Below are 16043 nucleotides of genomic sequence, written 5' to 3' on the forward strand. Positions count from 1 at the left end.
ATCCCAAGAGAACTCAAGAGAACCCCAAGAGAACCGAAAGGACCCCGTCATGGTCGACTTCACCCAGGTCAGCGCCACCCCGAGCCCGGACCTGCTCACCCCCGACAACGCCGTGATGCTGTTCGTGGACCACCAGCCGCAGATGTTCTTCGGCACCGGCAGTGGCGACCGCACCGCGATCATCAACGCCACCGTCGGCCTCGCCAAGGCCGCCAGGGCCTTCGACGTGCCCACGGTGCTGACCACCGTGGCCTCCGAATCCTTCTCCGGCCCGCTGCTGCCGCAGTTGGCGGCGGTCTTCCCGAAGGCCGAGATCCTCGACCGCACCTCGATGAACGCCTGGGAGGACGAGGCGGTCGTCGAGGCGGTCAAGGCCACCGGACGCGGCAAGATCGTCATAGCCGGCCTGTGGACCGAGGTCTGCCTGGTCCTGCCGGTCCTGTCCATGATCAGCCAGGGCTACGAGGTCTACGTCGTCGCCGACGCCTCCGGCGGCGTCTCCCCGAAGGCCCACGAGCACGCCATCCAGCGGATGACGCAGGCCGGCGCGGTGCCGGTCACCTGGCTCCAGGTGCTGCTGGAGCTCCAGCGCGACTGGGCGCGGACGGAGACCTACGGCGCCGTCACGGAGATCGTCAAGGAGCACGCCGACGCGTACGGCCTGGGGGTCGTCTACGCCCAGGCGGTCATCGGCGAGCACGCCGCGGGCTGAGCCCCGTCACCGGCGCCGTACCGGAACGCCGTCGCCGGAACGCCGTCACCGGAACAGGAACCCAGCGACAGGAACCCGGCGACAGGAACCCAGGAACAGGACAGGGACAGGACACGATGGATACCGGACTGCTGATCCTCCGGGTGGTGGTGGGCCTGCTCATCGCCGGCCACGGGGTGCAGAAGGTGAGCCACCGCCTAGGGGGCGACGGCCTCGCCGGCGGGACGGAGGAGTTCCGGCGCGACGGCTTCCGCGGTGGTCCGCTGACCGTCCTCGCCGCCGGCGCCGGGCAGGTCGGGTCCGGCTTGTTCCTGGCCCTGGGCGCGCTCACACCGGCGGCGGCCATGGTCGCCATGGGCGTGATGACGGTGGCGATCACCGTCAAGCCGCCGCACGGACTCCGGGTGCAGGACGCCGACGACCGGGGAGGCAGCGGACGGTGCGCGCCCTGCTGACTGACGCCCTGCGGACCCTGGTCCCGCCGCGCACGGACCGCCACGGCCCGCTGCCACCGCTGATGCTGCTGCTGACGGTGGCCACCGGGGTGGTGGACGCCGTGAGCTACCTCGACCTCGGGCACGTGTTCGTGGCGAACATGACCGGCAACGTGGTCTTCCTGGGGTTCGCCCTGGCCGGGGCCCCGGGGCTGTCGGCCGTGGCCTCGCTCGTCTCGCTGGCCTCCTTCCTGGCCGGCGCGCTGGTGGGCGGGCGGCTCGGCAGCCGGACGGCGGCCCACCGCGGGCGCCTGCTGGCCCTGGCCGCCGGCGTCCAGACGGTCCTGCTGGCCGTGGCGGCCGCCGTCGCCGCGGCCGCGGACGGAGGCGCCCGCTACGCCCTGATCGTCGTGCTGGGCCTGGGCATGGGCCTGCAGAACGCCGTGGCCCGGCGGCTCGGCGTGCCCGACCTGACCACCACCGTGCTCACCCTCACACTGACCGGCCTCGCCGCCGACTCGACGGCGGCCGGGGGCGCGGCACCGCGCCCGGGGCGCCGGATCCTCTCCGCGCTGGCGATGCTGCTCGGCGGCCTCGCGGGCGCGGCGCTGATGCTGCGCGGCCGGCCGGCCACCGCCCTGGCCCTGGCCGCACTGCTGCTCCTGGTCACCGCGCTGACCGCCCGCCGGGTCTCGGCCCCGGACGCCCACTGGGCCCCGCCGACGACCTGAGCAGCACCGCTGATCTGAGCGGCACCGACGACAACCAGGCGCCCCGGCGTCCCGGTTCAGCCCGTACAGCCCGTACAGGCGGACGCCGCCGAGGCGCACACGACGACCGGAAGGTCCCCGATGAAACGACGCTTCGTCCGACGGCTGGTCCCGTTGGTGGCGGCGATCGCCGCGCTGACGGCGATCCCCACCGCCTCGGTGGCCCAGGGCGGCACCCCGCCGCGGCCGCCGGGCCCGCACCGGCAGTTCGCCGTCGGGCCTCAGTACGACTCCACTCACGTCTACGTCGAGCCGGGCACGGAGCAGGCGTTCGCGGCCAGTTGGGTGGCCACCTTCGGCGGGACCACGATCGGGCCGAACGCCACTCAGGTGACACCCACGCCCAGCCGGACGCTCTCCGAGCTGATCATCTCCCCGGTGGGCACGCTGTCGGTGTTCGACTACACCACGCCCGTCCCCCACCCGTTCGGCACCGAGCGCACCGGCTGGCTGGTGACCGACCTCGACGAGGCGGTCCGCGCCGCCCGGGCCGACGGCGCGGCCGTGACCGTGGCACCGTTCGCCGACCCGATCGGGCGGGACGCCGTCGTGCAGTTCCCCGGCGGGATCAACGCCCAGCTCTACGTCCACACCACCCCGCCGTCCTATCCCGGTCTGGCGAGCGTCCCCGAGAACCGGCTCTACCTGTCACCCGACTCGGTGGGCGCCTTCCTGCGCAGCTACCTCGCCTTCACGCGGGGCCGCGTCGTCTCCGACGACCGCCGGGCCGACGGCGCCGCGATCGGGCTGCCGGGCACGACGTACCGGCTGCTGCGGCTCACCTCCGGCTTCGGCACCACGACGGTCGCCGTGACGGACGGCCATCTGCCGCACCCCTTCGGCCGGGAACTCACCGGCTACGGAGTGCCGGACCTCGGCGCCACCCTGAAGCGGGCGGCGGGCGCCGGCGCGTCGGTGCTGTGGGGTCCGGTCCGGGCGGGCGGCCGGGACAGCGCGATGGTGCGCTTCCCTGGCGGCTACATCGCGGAGATCCACACCGACCGATGACGGGGACCGGTGACGGGGACCGCTGACCGGTCATCAGTTACGGGTGCCCGGTGGCGGGCCGTCGTGGTCGACGGCCCGCCACCGCGCTCACACCGCGACGCCATACCCCGAACCCGGTACGGCGGCCGGTAGCGGCAGCCGTACCGCGCCCGGCATCGGCCCCGTTCCGGCACAGGCCTGCCACTCACGAGGAGAGACGCCGTACGCGGCACGGAACGCCCTGCTGAAGTGACTGGCGCTCACGAACCCCCAGCGGCCCGCGACCGCCGCCACGGTCGCCCGGCCCGCCGTCGGGCGGGCGAGCTCGCGGCGGCACACGTCCAGCCGCTGGCACTGGATCCAGCGGGCCACCGTCACCCCCTCGAAGCGGAAGAGCTTGTGCAAGTACCGCACCGACACGTGGTGGGCCGCGGCGATCCGTTCCGGCGAGAGGTCCGGTTCCCCGAGGTGGCGCAGGATGTGGTCCTTCACCCGGGCCAGGGTGGCCAGGGCGGCCTCGGGTGCCTCCGGGCGGGAGCGGCCTCGGCGCTCGTGGGCGAGCACCGCGAGCAGGTCGAGCGCCGTGGTGGCGAGCCGGGAAGCCTGTCGCGGCTCCATCGAGCCGGCCGACCGGGCGAGGCACTCCAGGTAGGTGGCCACCAGCCGGGCGGTGTCGTCGCCCGTGCCGTCCCCCGTGCCGTCGCCCGTGTCGAAGGCCGTCGCGGTGAGCACCCGCAGGTCCTCCTCGGAGACCCCCACGGCCGACCGCGGCCAGTGGAAGGCCGTGAAGACGAAGGGCTCCGGCAGTTCCTTGGCGAACGGCCGCCCGGCGTCGGAGATCGCGAAGGTGCCCGGCCGCAGCTCCACCTGGTGGCCGTCCTGGACCAGCCGTGCGGTGCCGCGGTGCTGGAGCGCCAGCGTGAGGTGGTCCTCCCCGCCGCGGGCGATCAGGCCCGCGCCGCGCTCGACCCGCTGCGGGCCGGCCCGCACTGAAGAGACCTGCAACGCGCCCAGCCGGTGGCTGGTGATCGTCGCGGGGGCGGGCGCGCTTTCCAGCAGGGCCACGTCCAGCGGGACGAAGGTGCGGGAGACGGCTTCGTGCCAGTACTCGGCGCGATCGGCGGACGGCACCTCGGCGGTGTCGAGGACGACGGACATCAGTGCTCCCCGAACGACTGTCGACCGGACCGGCCGGCATCGGCACTCCGGAGCGAGCGCCACTCTCGCGGCGGGACGCCGTACGCGGCGCGGAAGGCCCGGCTGAAGTGCGCCGGATCGACGAAACCCCACCGCTGGGCGACGGCCGCCACCGTCGGCGCGGCGCGGTCGCGCCGGGCGAGCTCGCGGGCGCACGCGTCCAGTCGGAGCCGCTGGATCAACCGGCTCACCGTCACCCTCTGGCCCTCGAACAGCCGGTGCAGGTAGCGCACGGAGATGTGGTGGGCGCGTGCGATCCTCTGGAGCGACAGTTCCGGGTCGCCGAGATGCTGGTCGATGTACTCCCGCACCCTGCTGACCAGGTGTTCGTTCGGGCTGCCCGGCTCGTGCGCCGCCCGGGCGTGGGACAGCTGGGCGATCAGCGCGCTGAACAGGTCGGCGACACTGCCGGCCAGCCGGTCGCCGACCGGGGCCGGGTAGGAGTGCGCGGAGGCGGCCAGGACGCCGAGGAACGGCAGGAGCACCGGTCCGCGCCCCTCCTCGGGGCCGACGGTCGTCGCCGACGCTTGCCGCAGGTCGCGTTCCGGCACGCCGAGCAGCCGACGCGGCAGGTGGAACAGGTGGGTGCGGAACCGTTCCGGGTGGTCGACGGTGTACGGGCGCGCCGTGTCGTACACGACGAGCCCGCCCGGCGGCACCTCCGCGAGGCGCCCGTCCTGCTCCAGGACGGCACGGCCCGACACCTGGACGCCGACGCCGACCTGCGGTTCGCCCAGCGGTGCCCGGGCGATCAGCGCCGCCGTGCGGGAGAGCCGGGCGGCGTCCGCCTCCAGCGTGGAGATCCGCACGTACCCGAGCCGGTGCGACTCCACCAGCCCGTCGAACGGCCGGCCGGTGAGCGGGCGCACCTCCACCGGTACCAGTGTCCGCGACACCGCCTCGCTCCAGAAGCCCGCCTTCTCGTCGTCCACGACCGACGTGGTCGTCAACCGCACGCCCATCTGACCGCCCTTCCCCTGACCGTCCTTCAGCCGAAGTCCCCGCGCTCTCAGCCTGTGGCTCGGGCGCCGCGCGACATTAGGTCATCTGACTGTCGCGCTCGGGCGGCGAGGGGCGGGCGGCGAGGCAGGTCAGGTGCCGTCGAGGGCGTGGGCGAGGGCGGCGCGCGAGGTGATGCCGAGTTTGGGGAAGACCTTGTAGAGGTGGGCCCCGACGGTGCGGGGCGACAGCTGGAGCCGCCGGCCGATCTCCTTGTTGGTCAGACCGGTCGCGGCCAGCCGGGCGATGCGCAGTTCCTGGCCGGTCAGGCCGGACGGTCCCTCGGCCGGTCCGTCCGGCGGCAGGGTCACGGACTCGCCGGCGGCCCGCAGTTCCTCCTCGCAGCGCCGGGCCCAAGGGGCGGCCTGGAGGCGGCGGAAGGTGTGATGGGCCGCGCGCAGCGGCTCCCGGGCTCCGGGCCGGTGGCGGCGGCGCAGCCACGAGCCGTGGGCGAGCCGCAGCCGGGCGAGGTCGAACGCCCACCGCTCGGCGCCCGGGACGGCGTACGCGGCACGGTAGGCGTCGTCGGCTTCGTCGTCGGCGGTGGCCAGGGCGGTGGCGGCGGCGTACAGGAAGGCGTGCCGGCCGGAGATCTCCGCGGAGCGTGCCGTGCGCCCGGCCGCGAGGTGGGCCCGTGCCTCCTCGTGCCGGCCGGTGTGCACGGCGGCCGTCACCAGGTCGAAGACCAGCGCGTGGTGCCAGGGCGGGCCGCCCGGCAGCCGTCCGGGCGGGGTGATCTCGCAGAAGTGCGCGTACGCCTCCTCGTAGCGCTGGTGGGCGAGTGCGGCCAGACCGCGGAGGTGGGTCAGGCGGTCGAGGACGTAGCGCATCCGGGCGCGGGTGGCGGTCGGTCTGATCGCCCGTTCGATCTCCCGCAGTCCGGCCTCGTCGCCCCGGCCGGCCAGGAAGTGGGCGTGGTACTGACGGAACATCAGGGCGTTGGTGTGGTAGCCGAGTTCGTCCGCGATCTCGGCCTCGCGCAGGCTGACGGCCGCCTGGTCCCAGTGTCCGAGCAGGAAGTCCTGGTGGCACTTGGCCTTCGCGACCGAGCCCTGGGTGGCGTAGCCGTGCGGCCCGGTGAAGCGCTGCCACAGGTCGCCCTCGGGGCAGTCGAGCGCGGAAGCGGTCCACAGCAGGAGCCAGGCGGCGCCGGCCTCCTGTTCCTCGGTCAGTTGCCCGGCCACCTTCCGGAGCGCGGTGGCCGTGTCCGGGCCCGGGTCGGTCCAGGCCCGCAGACACAGCCGGCCCGCCTCGGAGACCTTCTCGCGGTGCCGTTCCAGGGCCCGCCAGGCCCAGGGGTCGTCCGTGTAGGTCGCGGCCAGGAGCAGTTTGAAGTAGGCCTGTTCGACCAGCCCGCCGAAGGTGTCGGCGCCCGGGGCGGTCAGCGTGTCGAGGGCCGTGGGCAGCAGTGCGGCGGAGGACTCGAAGTCGACGTGGTGACTCTGGTCGGCGTAGACCACCGCGTACGCGAACAGCGGGGCGACGTCCTGCGGGACTGTGCTGGTCTTCAGCTCCTCCACCAGGGCGGCGGTGTGGCGCAGTTGCCCGCCGTGGGCCGACATCACGGCCGCCCAGGTGAGTCTTCGGGCGCGGTCGCAGGAGCTGGGGCTGAGGGCGGCGGCGCGTTCGAGCAGGAGCGCGCCTTCCGCGTCGCCGCCGCGGCGGGTGAGGTCGCGGCCGGCCTCCTGGAGGCGGTGTGCGAGTTCCTCGTCGGGCAGCAGCGCGGCGGCCGCCTCGTGGGCCAGCCGTCGGGGGTCGTCCGGCGCGAGGGCTTCGGACAGGGCGCGGTGGGCCTCGCGGCGTGCGGTGCCGGAGGCCGCGGAGACGACGGCGGTGCGGACCAGGGGGTGCCGGAACACCAGTTGTCCGGCCGGGTCGAGCCGGGCCAGTCCGCCGGCCTCGACGCGTTCCAGGACCTCCCGCGCGTTGTCGTCCGCGATGGCGCGCAGCCAGCCGCCGTCGTTGAAGTCCGGGCCGGTGGCCAGCGCTCCCAGCAGGAGGAGGCGGCCGACCTCCGGTGTCACCTCTCCCAGCCGCTCGGCGAACATCCGCTCCAGCTTCCGGCCCAGGGGCAGCCGCTCGGGCAGCGGAGCGGTTCCCCGTTGCTGGCCGGTCGCGAGCTGGCGCGGAAGTTCCACCAGCGCCAGGGGGTTACCGGCCGCCTCGGCGAGGACCCGGTCCCTGGCGGGCGCCGCGAGTTCGGGGTAGCGGTGGCCCAGCAGCAGGGCCGCGTCCGTCCGGGGCAGGGCCCGCACGTCGACGGCTTCGGCCGACCAGGTCTGAGCGGCCGGCCCGTCGGGGCGGGTCGCGCCGGCGATCACCACCGGCAGTTCGGCACAGCGCCGGTGGAGGAAGGCGAAGACGGTCGCGCTCGACGAGTCGATCCAGTGCAGGTCGTCCAGGAGCAGCAGCACGGGTGCGGTGCGCACCGCCTCCTCCAGCAGCGCCAGGGCCGCGGTGCCGACCGCGAAGCCGCTGGGAGTCCCGGAGCGGACGCCGAGCGCGCTCTCCAGGGCGTCCCGCTGGTGCGCGGACAGGGCGCCGGACCGCGAGAGCTGTGCCCAGAAGGCCTGGTGGAGGGCTCCGAACGCGAGGTCCGTCTCCGCCTCCGTGCCGACCGCGCGCAGGACGGTGAATCCACGCTCGCGGGCCGCGCGTTCCGCCCAGGCCAGCAGCGTGCTCTTGCCGACTCCGGCGTCTCCGCGCAGCAGTACCGTGGAGCCGCTCGCGCCGTCCACCGCCTGGACCAGCGCCGCGGTCAGCAGCTCCGTCTCCCGCCGCCGCCCGACCAGGACCGGAACCCGCCCGTCCTCCGCCACCCCTCGTCCCCCCTCGGGCCGACCGGCCCGCTCCCCGGGCGCCCAAGGCTACTGCCCGTCAGAACACCAGTGCCACGCTGGGTATGGCTTCGAACACATGCGGCGACGCGGGCGGGGCGCGAGGCACCGAGGGCCTCGCCTGCCTTCGCGATCGAGCCCCAGTGCGCTCACACCACCTTCGCACTCGCCCTGCGTGCGGCATGCCAGGCGGGAGTCTCGCCACGGCTTCGGACGCACCCGCCACCGCGACGACCGAGGGTCCGTCTTCACCACTTCGCGCGCCTCCCCAGCCGGTTCCCCAGCTGGTTCGCCAGCCGGTTCGCCACCGGAGGAGGTTCGCGGAATCGGTCTCCTGCGTGCTCGCCCCGCAGGGTCCGCGGCCGCCGCCCTGCCGGCCGAAGAGGTCCAATGGCCCGCCACACGGCCCTGCGGCCAGTCGTGGGCGCGACCCTGGGCGTCAAAAGCGGGCAGTCAGCGGGGAGGGTGGCGGCGCCCTCGACTTCTCGATGTCGCCCTGCGAGGGGAACCGGTCAAGCCGTGCCCGGGCACACCCAGTGGGACCGCTTTGGGACCACGCGATGCGCACGCTGCCGAACGGAATCCGTTATGCCCAACCTTGCGAAGCGCTTTTTGACGGTACTTGAGACCGCGCAAGCCATCGAGGCAGCCATCAGCGCCGTCCCTGAGCCCGGGATCCCGGGGGTGCGGAATCCGCCGGGATGTCCGGAAAAAATCGATGTCCCTCCGCCGGCCGCTTCATTAGGGTCTCGGACCGATGATGCATGAGAATGAGATTCCGACCGACGGCGCGCTGGTGCGGCGGCTACTCACACACCAATTCCCGCAATGGGCGGATCTGCCCATCAGCCCGGTGAACTCCGCAGGCACCGAGAACGCGATCTACCGGCTGGGCGACGAGCTTGCGGTCCGGTTGCCCCGGATGGAGGACGCTGTCGGCCAAGTGGACTTCGAGCAGGACTGGTTGCCACGGCTGGCCCCCTGCCTCCCCACTGCCGTGCCCGAGCCGATCGCCGTGGGACAACCGGGACACGGGTACCCCTTTCCGTGGGCGGTCAGCCGTTGGATCGACGGCTCGCACCCCACCACCGAGCCGGATGAGCTCCCCGACGGCCACCGGCTCGCCAGAGACCTCGGCGAGTTCGTCACAGCGCTGCGCAAGGCCGACACCACGGGGGCCCGCCCGGGCTACCGGAGCGTACCCCTGCGCACCCGCGACGCCTCCGTGCGGGAGTGGACCGCCAAGGCGGCGGACGACATCGACGCCCCCGCCCTCCTGTCCGCCTGGGAACAAGCCCTCGACCAGCCGGACTGGGACGGGCCACCCCAGTGGACACACGGCGATCTCATCCCCGGCAACATCCTCGTGGGCGACGGTCGGCTCCGAGCGGTGATCGACTTCGGCACCGCAGGAGTGGGCGACCCCGCCTGCGATGCCATCGCCGCTTGGACGGTGCTCAGTGCGGAGACCCGGAAAACCTTCCGCGCGGCAGGAGGATTCGACGACGCTGCCTGGGCCCGGGGACGAGGATGGGCACTCACCTTCGTCAGCGGGATCGACTATTACCGCCACACCAACCCCGCCATGGCCGAGCTGGGACGCCGCGCCGTCACCGAGGTCCTCGCAGAACCGGCCGGATGAACCACGCATCTGCGGCAAGGGGCATGGAGGCGTGCTCAAGGCATGCGCCTCGCAATGAAATACCCGGTCTTGGGCAAGACAACGCTGTCCAGGTGTCTCAGCTGAATCCGCGCACCTCAGGTCAGGAGCCTGAACCACCCCGACTCATCCGGGTACCCGACAGAAGGTTGAGCGGTTCTCATCGAAGATTGGGCGGGCCGACCAGTGCGGGACGGGCAGGTCGAGCAGCTCCGGCGACGGGGCCTCCGCGAAAACCCGTTGGAGGACCACGGCGACCACTGCTACGTTTCCGGAGGCCGTGCTGGAGAACGAGGAGGTGGTACCCGTGAACGCAGTATCGACATGGGTGCTCCCCTCCGGGGTCACGGTCGGGCGATAGGTCGTCCGGGAGCGCTGTCTCTGAGCCCTCCCGAAAGGCATGACCATGCACTTCACTTCTGAGCAACACCTCGACGACGGCATCCTCGAGCGCGCATTCACCCTCGGCGAGATCCCCGGCATCCTCTGGACGCCCGTATCTGCATCCACATCCGCGCCGGCGCCGCTGATCCTGCTCGGCCCCCCTCCCCTCGGGCTGCGCAAGACGTACCCCCGGCTGGCGGCCCGAGCCCGGCACGCTGCGGCGGACGGCTTCGCCACGGCCACCATCGAGCTTCCCGGAAGCGGTGACCGGCCCCGTGAGCCCGCCGCCGAGCAGGCTCTCGCCGACCTGCGCCGGGCGATGGAGACCGGCGAGCCGGTCACCGACGAGATCATCGACGCCCTCATCCTCCCCCTGGTCGACAAGGCGGTCCCGGAATGGCAGGCAGCCTTGGACGCTCTCCTGTCGCTGCCCGAGATCGGCGGCCCGGTCGGCTACTCGGGTGGAGTGATCTCCATCGGCGTCCGCCTTGCGGTGGTCGAGCCGCGCATCTCGGCTGCCGTTCTGTTCGCCGGGAGTTTCGTCCCTCGCGCCACGTTCGAGGAGGCCCGCCAGGTCACCATTCCGCTGCACGTTCTGCTGCAGTGGGACGACGAGGGGAACGACCGACAGGCGGCCCTGGACCTGTTCGACGCCTTCGGTACCAAGGAGAAGACCCTGCACGCCAACATGGGCGGGCACACCGGCGTCCCGCAGTCCGCGGGAGACGAAGCGGGCCGATTCCTCGCCCGGCACCTGAAGTGAGACCGGGCCGCCGGCCAGGCCGCACACGGTAGGCGCCGTCGGCCAGGATGCTGCTCATCGAGACGACAGGCCCCGCCTCAGGGCGGGGCCTGTTCATTCCACGACGCCCAGCGGACACCCCCGGCGGGCCCGTCCTGTCCGGCCTACTCAATCTTCGATGAGAATCGATGAGAATCGCTCAACCTCCACAACGGTGTCGAAAAGTCCCGGTGTTCAACAAGTAGAAGGGCACCGTCTTCTGTACGCCCCAGGGCCGTACAGCCACCCCATGACACCGACCCATCCCCGGTGTCCTGATTCTCAGGGAGCACGGGCCGACGAGTTCCCCGCCCAGGCCCGCTCCGAAGGATGACGGGCACCCGCTTCACCGAGGCAGAGGTCAAGGGGGACGGCGGCCCGCTGACAGACGTCGGATCACGTCCGCGCATGGGCGAACGGCATCCAGAACAGAAGGCGTTCAGGTGTCGAGCGGGCCGCTGACGCCGTTGAAGCGGATGAGGGGCACGACCTCGCGGAGCGCGCCGTAGCGACTCGGACGGCCCAGCACCAGTGTGTGGTCGGCCACGGGCCAGGCGAGCGCCGCCTGGTCGCCGGCAAGCACGTTGCCCCCCGAACACGCCCCGTGCCCGGACCGTCGCAAGGGTGCGGCTGCCGTCGGCCAGGGAGACCAGGAGCAGGGCGGGCCGGAGCGAAACCGAGGTGAACGCGGTCACCGTGCAGCCCACGGACCACCCTTGACGTCGGCTGGTGACCACGGTGACGCCGGCGCCCCACGTCCGCATGAACCGGTGGAGCCTACCCGACCTATCTGGGTATCTGATGCCCCGGTGCCACGTCCTGCGGCAGGGGGAGGTGGCTCATGCCGCACCGGCCCACACCGCGGAACCGGCAGCTGTACGGGCCGCGTCGAGGTCGTCCCGTTCCGCCTCGTGGTCACCCAACGCCCGGTGGCATGCGGCGCGTTGACGCAGCAACCCGGCCTGGCCGGCTGCCCGCCCGATCCCGGCCCGAGGCGACCGCGCCCCGCACGCCCGGCGGGGTCGCCGCGGCCCGCGCCCGCCGTCTCCACGCCGCCGTGCACGAGCTGCTGGATCAGGGGATGGCCCTGCGCGCCATCGCCCGCCACCTGGACCCTCCCCCACCTGGCCATAACGCGCCGGCATCCCGGCCCCCTACCAGGGATCTCTGCACTAAGAGTGCCGCGTACCGTAATCGCGCTTTAGTGCTGGTGTTCAATGAGTGGCCTGCGATCTGGCTGTAGTGGGAGAACGTGGGGCGGTGTGAAGGTGGCGTGATGTTTGCCGTTTCTCCTTGTAGGGCCGATGACCCGGGTCTGTGCTCATTGGTCGATGCGATGACGGCGGAGCTGATTCCGATGTATGGCCTTCCGCCCGATGCAGCCGGCTCCCTTGGCTCCAGAAGCCCGGTATCTACTGGCTCGGACGAACGACCAGGTGGTGGGGTGTTGTGCTGTGCAGCCGGTTGGTCCGGAGACATGCGAGCTGAAACGGATGTTCGTGTCCCCGGTTGTCCGGGGACAGGGGGTGGCTGACATGCTGCTGGCAGAGGCCGAGCAGCTCGCCCTGAGGCTCGGGAGCCGGTCGATGCTCTTGGAGACGGGAGTCCGGCAGCCTGCTGCGATGCGCCTGTACGAGCGGGCCGGGTACCGCAGGATCGCGAACTACCCGCCGCACGATCAGGACCCGCTGTCGGTGTGCTACGAGAAGGCACTGCCCGCGCGGTCATCACGAGTTGCCGCTGGCGAGTAGGAGGCACAAGGGGTGAGGTGTTCAGCGCCGACGTGCGGGCCGACTGTCCCAGCGGTGGGTGGTCCAGGCTCGACGGATCGGGCTGCGGACGGTGGTGATCGTGTCGGCGAGGGGGGAAGAAGGCGTTGATGACATCCGCGCGTCGCTCGTAACAAGGGGGCTCTGTCCTACGGCCGGACCGGGGTGCGCCTCTGCACAAACTGGATGAGTTGCCCGTCCTGGTCGGCACGGACCTCGTAGTCGCGCCACTGCTGGGGGGCGGCATCCGCCGGCCAGCCGAGCTCGCCGTGGGGCCGTGCTCCACGCTGGCCACGCACGCGCATGAACTCCACAGTGGCCACCGGTCGGCCCACGGCCGTCCCGTGGCCGGTACCGGTGAAAAGGACGGTCAGGTCCCAGCCGAAGGGGGTGTCCAGTGGGACGACGAGGACGCCACCGGGGCGCAGTTGCCGGAGCCAGGCTGGTGGGATGCGGCGGACTGAGGCCATGGAGACGATCCGGTCGTAGGGGGCTGCCGCGGGGTGGCCGAGTTCCCCGTCGTCGGTGATGGTGTGCACGTCGGCGCCGAGGGCACTGTGGCGTTGCCGGGCGTGGGCGGCGATGTGGGGGTCGATTTCGATGCTGGTCACGGTGCCGGGGCCGGTGCGGTGGGCGAGGAGGGCGGAGGAGTAGCCGGTGCCCGTCCCGATCTCGAGGATGCGCTCGCCCGGACGTGGTGCGAGGTGACGCAGCATCTCGATCACGACGGTGATGCAGGAGATACTGGAGGTGAACCAGCCCGTCGCCGGCCCGCTTGCGGGTACGGCGCCGTCGTCGATCTGTGTGATGAGGGGGGTTCGGAGCCGGTAGACCGCCTTCAGCCAGGCGTTGGGCGTCTTGTCCCGGTCGATCAGCTTGTAGAGGCCGTCGTCGCCCGGGCGTGGCCACCAGACCCGGGTGGGCACGAAATGCTCGCGAGGGATGGCCATGAAGGCCTCGCGCAGCCAGGCCAGACCCCCGAAGTAGTTCCGCGGGTCCGCTTCCATCCGGTCCAGGCACTGCTGCCTGAGCAACTTGGCGTCTGCCATGGCGGGTCGGATCTCCTGACCTGGGTGACTAGTCGTCCTCCTCGGGCAGGGGTTCTTCCTCGGGCATCGGGTTGCCGGGGTCCCCGGGGCTGGAATACGGCCCGCCGACCTCGCCATCGCCGGACTGCCGGTCCTGGCCTCCCATCACGTCCCTCCCACCGTTCCGTAGCCGTGGCCTTCACGGTATGCGGCCAGGGCGCGGGGTACATGGCGTTCAGGAAGATCTGGTCTTGAGTAGCGTAAATTCCTGCCACGCATGCGGGACTTGGCTCTCCCGTACGTGGGCTTCGTCGCGCCGCCGCGGTGCCCGGGACGCTTGTCGGATCAGTGCCATGAGGTAGCCCTCGGCCTGCTTCCGGCCTCGACCTGGCGGGCCACCGCGTCCTCGAGCCGCCGGCATGGTCCACCAGGCGGGGATCGTCTGCCGTCCGCGCGGAGCCGTCCAGGTGCGCATGCGTCGGTCCCGGCTCAATGAGGTCGTCGCAGAAGAGACGGCAGAGGAGACAGCAGAGGCGCGTTTCAGACTGCGCTTCTCTTAGCAGCACCAGTTCCCGACCGGCCTGCCACCGAAGTCCCCTTCGGCGAGCGCGTGCGACATGGCGTCGGCCCAGAGCGTGGCCTCACCGTGGCTCCAGGCGCTCATCGCCGGATCAGTGACGGATATATCAGTGACGGATATGCCGGGGCGATTCGGCACGTGCTGGGCCGGACTGAGCGAGTGCACCACCTGCGCTGCCGCGGCGGCGTCGAACGAATGACGGGCAGGGTCCACCTCTCCCCAGTTCAGAGAGTAAGGAGCAAACTCAAATATCACCGAGCAAGCCTGCCACGCCCACCCGGGCGCCCGTTCAAGCGGTGCAGCAGCCGGATCATCTGGTCCAGGCGCAAGTTGATGCGGCGGCGGCGCTTGTTGCGGATGTCCGAGAGTGTGTGGACGCTGGTGGCGGCCTGCCGCCCGAAGCGGAACGCGTCGTTGACGCGTACACACGACCCGCTGGAGACTGTGTGCCTCATCGCTCACGGGAGGCAACATGCGAGCACGCGTCCTTGCCGTCACCCTCGTCACGGCCGCTGTGGCGGCGGCCGCCACACAGGCCACCGCGCAGCCGTCGAAGCCGCTCCCGCGCACTCCGGCCGCCTGGTGCGCGTCCCAGGGCGGCGTCGCCGGCACGTACCGGCCCTTCTACGACGCCGGCGGCAGGCTCAGCCCGCTCGGCGGGCAGCGGGAGCTGTGCGAATTCACCGCCGCCGACACGTCCCGTATCACCGTGGCAGCCGACACCCTCGCCGCCGACCTGCCCACCCTCGCCGCGCTCGCGTACGTCCGCAAGCCGGCGCTGCCGCAGCACCCGCAGGGCAACCCGTCCGCCGTCTACTGCGCGAACCTGGGCGGGACGACCCAGTTCGGCAACCGCAAGAGCGACGTCGGCGGCTGGATCAAGGACGGCGAGCCCCGGGACAGCGACCATCTGCGCGACATGTGCCTCTTCGCCGATGGATCCGCGATCAGCGCCTGGGGCCTGACCTACCACACGGGTGGCGTCATCCGCGGCGCCGACCTCGCCGGCAAGTTCCGCGCCACCATCCCCGCCGCCTGACCACGCTGCCCTGCCGACCGGTCTACCGTCCCTGCCGCCCCGGTCTACTGTCCCCCGACCGGCAGCAGACCGCGCTCGCCGAACACCTTCTTCGCCACGAACGTCGCGTTGAGCGCCTTGGGGAAACCGCAGTAGACGGCGGAGTGCAGCATCGCCTCGACGATCTCCTCGGGCGTCAGCCCCACGTTCAGCGAGGCGTTGACGTGCACCTCCAGCTGCGGCTCGCACCCGCCGAGCGCGGTCAGCATGCCGATGGTCACCAGCTGCCGGTCCCGGGGCGCCAGGCCCGGGCGGCTGTAGATGTCGCCGAAGCCCCAGGCCGCGACCTGGTGGCCGAGCTCCGGCGAGATGTCCGCGAGCGAGGAGACGACCCGCTCGCCCGCTTCGCCATCGATGGCGGCGAGCACCCGCATCCCCCGCTCGAAACGGTCCTGGCGGGTCTCGGCGGTCGTGTTCTCGGCAGTCATGTCGTGCTCCATCCAGCTCACAGTGTCGTTCCGGCCGTGCGGCGCGTCCCGCTTCCGCGAGAGGCGGCCGACGGCCACGGACAGAAAACTAAGAGTTGGAGCACACTCCAACGCAAGCCGGCCACTCCCGCATGTCGCCGCTGACGCCGTGGGCCCCGCCCCGGAGCGGGGCACACGGCGATCGGGCCGATGCCATCACGCCCACGACGACGCGGCGCCGCCGAAGTTCCGGAGCCGGAAGCCGACCCCGCCCGGGCCCACGGCCTTGGCCCTGCCCACGGCGTTGACCTCGACGAGGACGGCGGGCATCCCCGCGTAGTTCCCCGCCCACCGTACGGCGGGCACGGGCACCCGCACCCGCGCCGGCCGGCTCAAGCCGCTGCTGCCCCACGGGGTATC

The 16043-nt window shown here is 72.1% G+C and carries 14 protein-coding genes and 3 pseudogenes; 8 read left to right on the forward strand and 9 right to left on the reverse strand.

The annotated features are described in order from the left end of the window. Window positions 1–49: 49 nt before the first annotated feature. The 4 genes and pseudogenes from IE096_RS01055 (at window position 50) to IE096_RS01070 (ending at window position 2924) form a co-directional block, all read left to right on the forward strand. Window positions 50–712 (forward strand): hydrolase, encoded by a 663-nt coding sequence (locus tag IE096_RS01055; RefSeq protein WP_189447419.1) that lies wholly within the window; start codon window positions 50–52, stop codon window positions 710–712. A gap of 116 nt (window positions 713–828) precedes the next feature. Continuing rightward, a pseudogene (locus IE096_RS01060) lies at window positions 829–1125 on the forward strand (DoxX family protein); the annotation flags it as partial. Window positions 1126–1151: 26 nt separating this feature from the next. Further along, a complete protein-coding gene (locus tag IE096_RS01065) occupies window positions 1152–1877 on the forward strand; it encodes a YoaK family protein (protein ID WP_189447423.1) in 726 nt (241 codons plus the stop codon). Window positions 1878–1997: 120 nt separating this feature from the next. Further along, entirely contained in the window at window positions 1998–2924 is a 927-nt protein-coding gene (locus tag IE096_RS01070) for a VOC family protein (RefSeq protein WP_189447425.1), read from the forward strand. Between the two features lie 87 nt (window positions 2925–3011). On the opposite strand, the gene IE096_RS01075 is transcribed toward IE096_RS01070, so the two are convergent. From IE096_RS01075 to IE096_RS01085, 3 genes are all read right to left on the reverse strand, one after another. Further along, window positions 3012–4061, reverse strand: a complete 1050-nt coding sequence (locus IE096_RS01075) for a helix-turn-helix domain-containing protein (RefSeq protein ID WP_189447427.1) — start codon at window positions 4059–4061, stop codon at window positions 3012–3014. Then, a complete protein-coding gene (locus IE096_RS01080; RefSeq protein WP_189447429.1) occupies window positions 4061–5062 on the reverse strand; it encodes an AraC-like ligand-binding domain-containing protein in 1002 nt (333 codons plus the stop codon). Before IE096_RS01080 ends, IE096_RS01075 begins: the two co-directional genes overlap by 1 nt. Window positions 5063–5191: 129 nt before the next feature. Next, entirely contained in the window at window positions 5192–7918 is a 2727-nt protein-coding gene (locus tag IE096_RS01085; protein ID WP_189447431.1) for a BREX system ATP-binding domain-containing protein, read from the reverse strand. A 775-nt stretch (window positions 7919–8693) separates the two neighbouring features. Between IE096_RS01085 and IE096_RS01090 the strand changes: the two genes are divergently transcribed. Both IE096_RS01090 and IE096_RS01095 read left to right on the forward strand, forming a co-directional pair. Next, window positions 8694–9578, forward strand: a complete 885-nt coding sequence (locus IE096_RS01090) for an aminoglycoside phosphotransferase family protein (RefSeq protein ID WP_189447433.1) — start codon at window positions 8694–8696, stop codon at window positions 9576–9578. A gap of 424 nt (window positions 9579–10002) precedes the next feature. Next, window positions 10003–10743: a dienelactone hydrolase family protein gene (locus tag IE096_RS01095; protein ID WP_189447435.1), complete on the forward strand. Its 741-nt coding sequence runs from the start codon at window positions 10003–10005 to the stop codon at window positions 10741–10743. 457 nt (window positions 10744–11200) lie between these two features. Here the strand turns inward: IE096_RS01095 and IE096_RS31130 are convergent, their stop codons facing one another. Further along, window positions 11201–11344: a hypothetical protein gene (locus IE096_RS31130; protein WP_229820003.1), complete on the reverse strand. Its 144-nt coding sequence runs from the start codon at window positions 11342–11344 to the stop codon at window positions 11201–11203. A 22-nt stretch (window positions 11345–11366) separates the two neighbouring features. Beyond that, window positions 11367–11525: pseudogene (locus IE096_RS31135) on the reverse strand (flavin reductase); the annotation flags it as partial. 612 nt (window positions 11526–12137) lie between these two features. On the opposite strand from IE096_RS31135, the gene IE096_RS01105 reads away from it, so the two are divergent. Continuing rightward, the gene (locus IE096_RS01105) at window positions 12138–12512 is read left to right on the forward strand and encodes a GNAT family N-acetyltransferase (protein WP_229819975.1); all 375 of its coding nucleotides are present in this window, start codon (window positions 12138–12140) and stop codon (window positions 12510–12512) included. A gap of 21 nt (window positions 12513–12533) precedes the next feature. Here IE096_RS01105 and IE096_RS01110 read toward each other — a convergent pair. Then, window positions 12534–12666 (reverse strand): annotated as a pseudogene (locus tag IE096_RS01110) (IS5/IS1182 family transposase); the annotation flags it as partial. 13 nt (window positions 12667–12679) lie between these two features. Beyond that, a complete protein-coding gene (locus IE096_RS01115; protein ID WP_189447441.1) occupies window positions 12680–13579 on the reverse strand; it encodes a methyltransferase domain-containing protein in 900 nt (299 codons plus the stop codon). A gap of 1031 nt (window positions 13580–14610) precedes the next feature. Here IE096_RS01115 and IE096_RS01120 point away from each other — a divergent pair. Then, window positions 14611–15177 (forward strand): hypothetical protein, encoded by a 567-nt coding sequence (locus IE096_RS01120; protein WP_189447443.1) that lies wholly within the window; start codon window positions 14611–14613, stop codon window positions 15175–15177. Between the two features lie 44 nt (window positions 15178–15221). Here the strand turns inward: IE096_RS01120 and IE096_RS01125 are convergent, their stop codons facing one another. Further along, the gene (locus IE096_RS01125) at window positions 15222–15644 is read right to left on the reverse strand and encodes a carboxymuconolactone decarboxylase family protein (protein ID WP_189447446.1); all 423 of its coding nucleotides are present in this window, start codon (window positions 15642–15644) and stop codon (window positions 15222–15224) included. A gap of 195 nt (window positions 15645–15839) precedes the next feature. Next, window positions 15840–16019 carry a hypothetical protein gene (locus IE096_RS01130; RefSeq protein WP_189447448.1) on the reverse strand — a complete coding sequence of 60 codons (180 nt, stop codon included), beginning with the start codon at window positions 16017–16019 and terminating at the stop codon, window positions 15840–15842. Window positions 16020–16043: the final 24 nt, after the last annotated feature.

It is taken from the genome of Streptomyces abikoensis (assembly GCF_014648775.1).
Taxonomy (GTDB): Bacteria; Actinomycetota; Actinomycetes; order Streptomycetales; family Streptomycetaceae; genus Streptomyces; species Streptomyces abikoensis.

What these genes read in the sequence shown, in the direction of transcription:
- IE096_RS01075 (WP_189447427.1), bottom strand. Translation starts at nt 4,061, where the DNA reads ATGTCCGTCGTCCTCGACACCGCCGAGGTGCCGTCCGCCGATCGCGCC.
- IE096_RS01115 (WP_189447441.1), bottom strand. Translation starts at nt 13,579, where the DNA reads ATGGCAGACGCCAAGTTGCTCAGGCAGCAGTGCCTGGACCGGATGGAA.
- IE096_RS01080 (WP_189447429.1), bottom strand. Translation starts at nt 5,062, where the DNA reads ATGGGCGTGCGGTTGACGACCACGTCGGTCGTGGACGACGAGAAGGCG.
- IE096_RS01055 (WP_189447419.1), top strand. Translation starts at nt 50, where the DNA reads ATGGTCGACTTCACCCAGGTCAGCGCCACCCCGAGCCCGGACCTGCTC.
- IE096_RS01070 (WP_189447425.1), top strand. Translation starts at nt 1,998, where the DNA reads ATGAAACGACGCTTCGTCCGACGGCTGGTCCCGTTGGTGGCGGCGATC.
- IE096_RS01125 (WP_189447446.1), bottom strand. Translation starts at nt 15,644, where the DNA reads ATGACTGCCGAGAACACGACCGCCGAGACCCGCCAGGACCGTTTCGAG.
- IE096_RS01090 (WP_189447433.1), top strand. Translation starts at nt 8,694, where the DNA reads ATGATGCATGAGAATGAGATTCCGACCGACGGCGCGCTGGTGCGGCGG.
- IE096_RS01105 (WP_229819975.1), top strand. Translation starts at nt 12,138, where the DNA reads ATGCAGCCGGCTCCCTTGGCTCCAGAAGCCCGGTATCTACTGGCTCGG.
- IE096_RS01120 (WP_189447443.1), top strand. Translation starts at nt 14,611, where the DNA reads ATGCGAGCACGCGTCCTTGCCGTCACCCTCGTCACGGCCGCTGTGGCG.
- IE096_RS01095 (WP_189447435.1), top strand. Translation starts at nt 10,003, where the DNA reads ATGCACTTCACTTCTGAGCAACACCTCGACGACGGCATCCTCGAGCGC.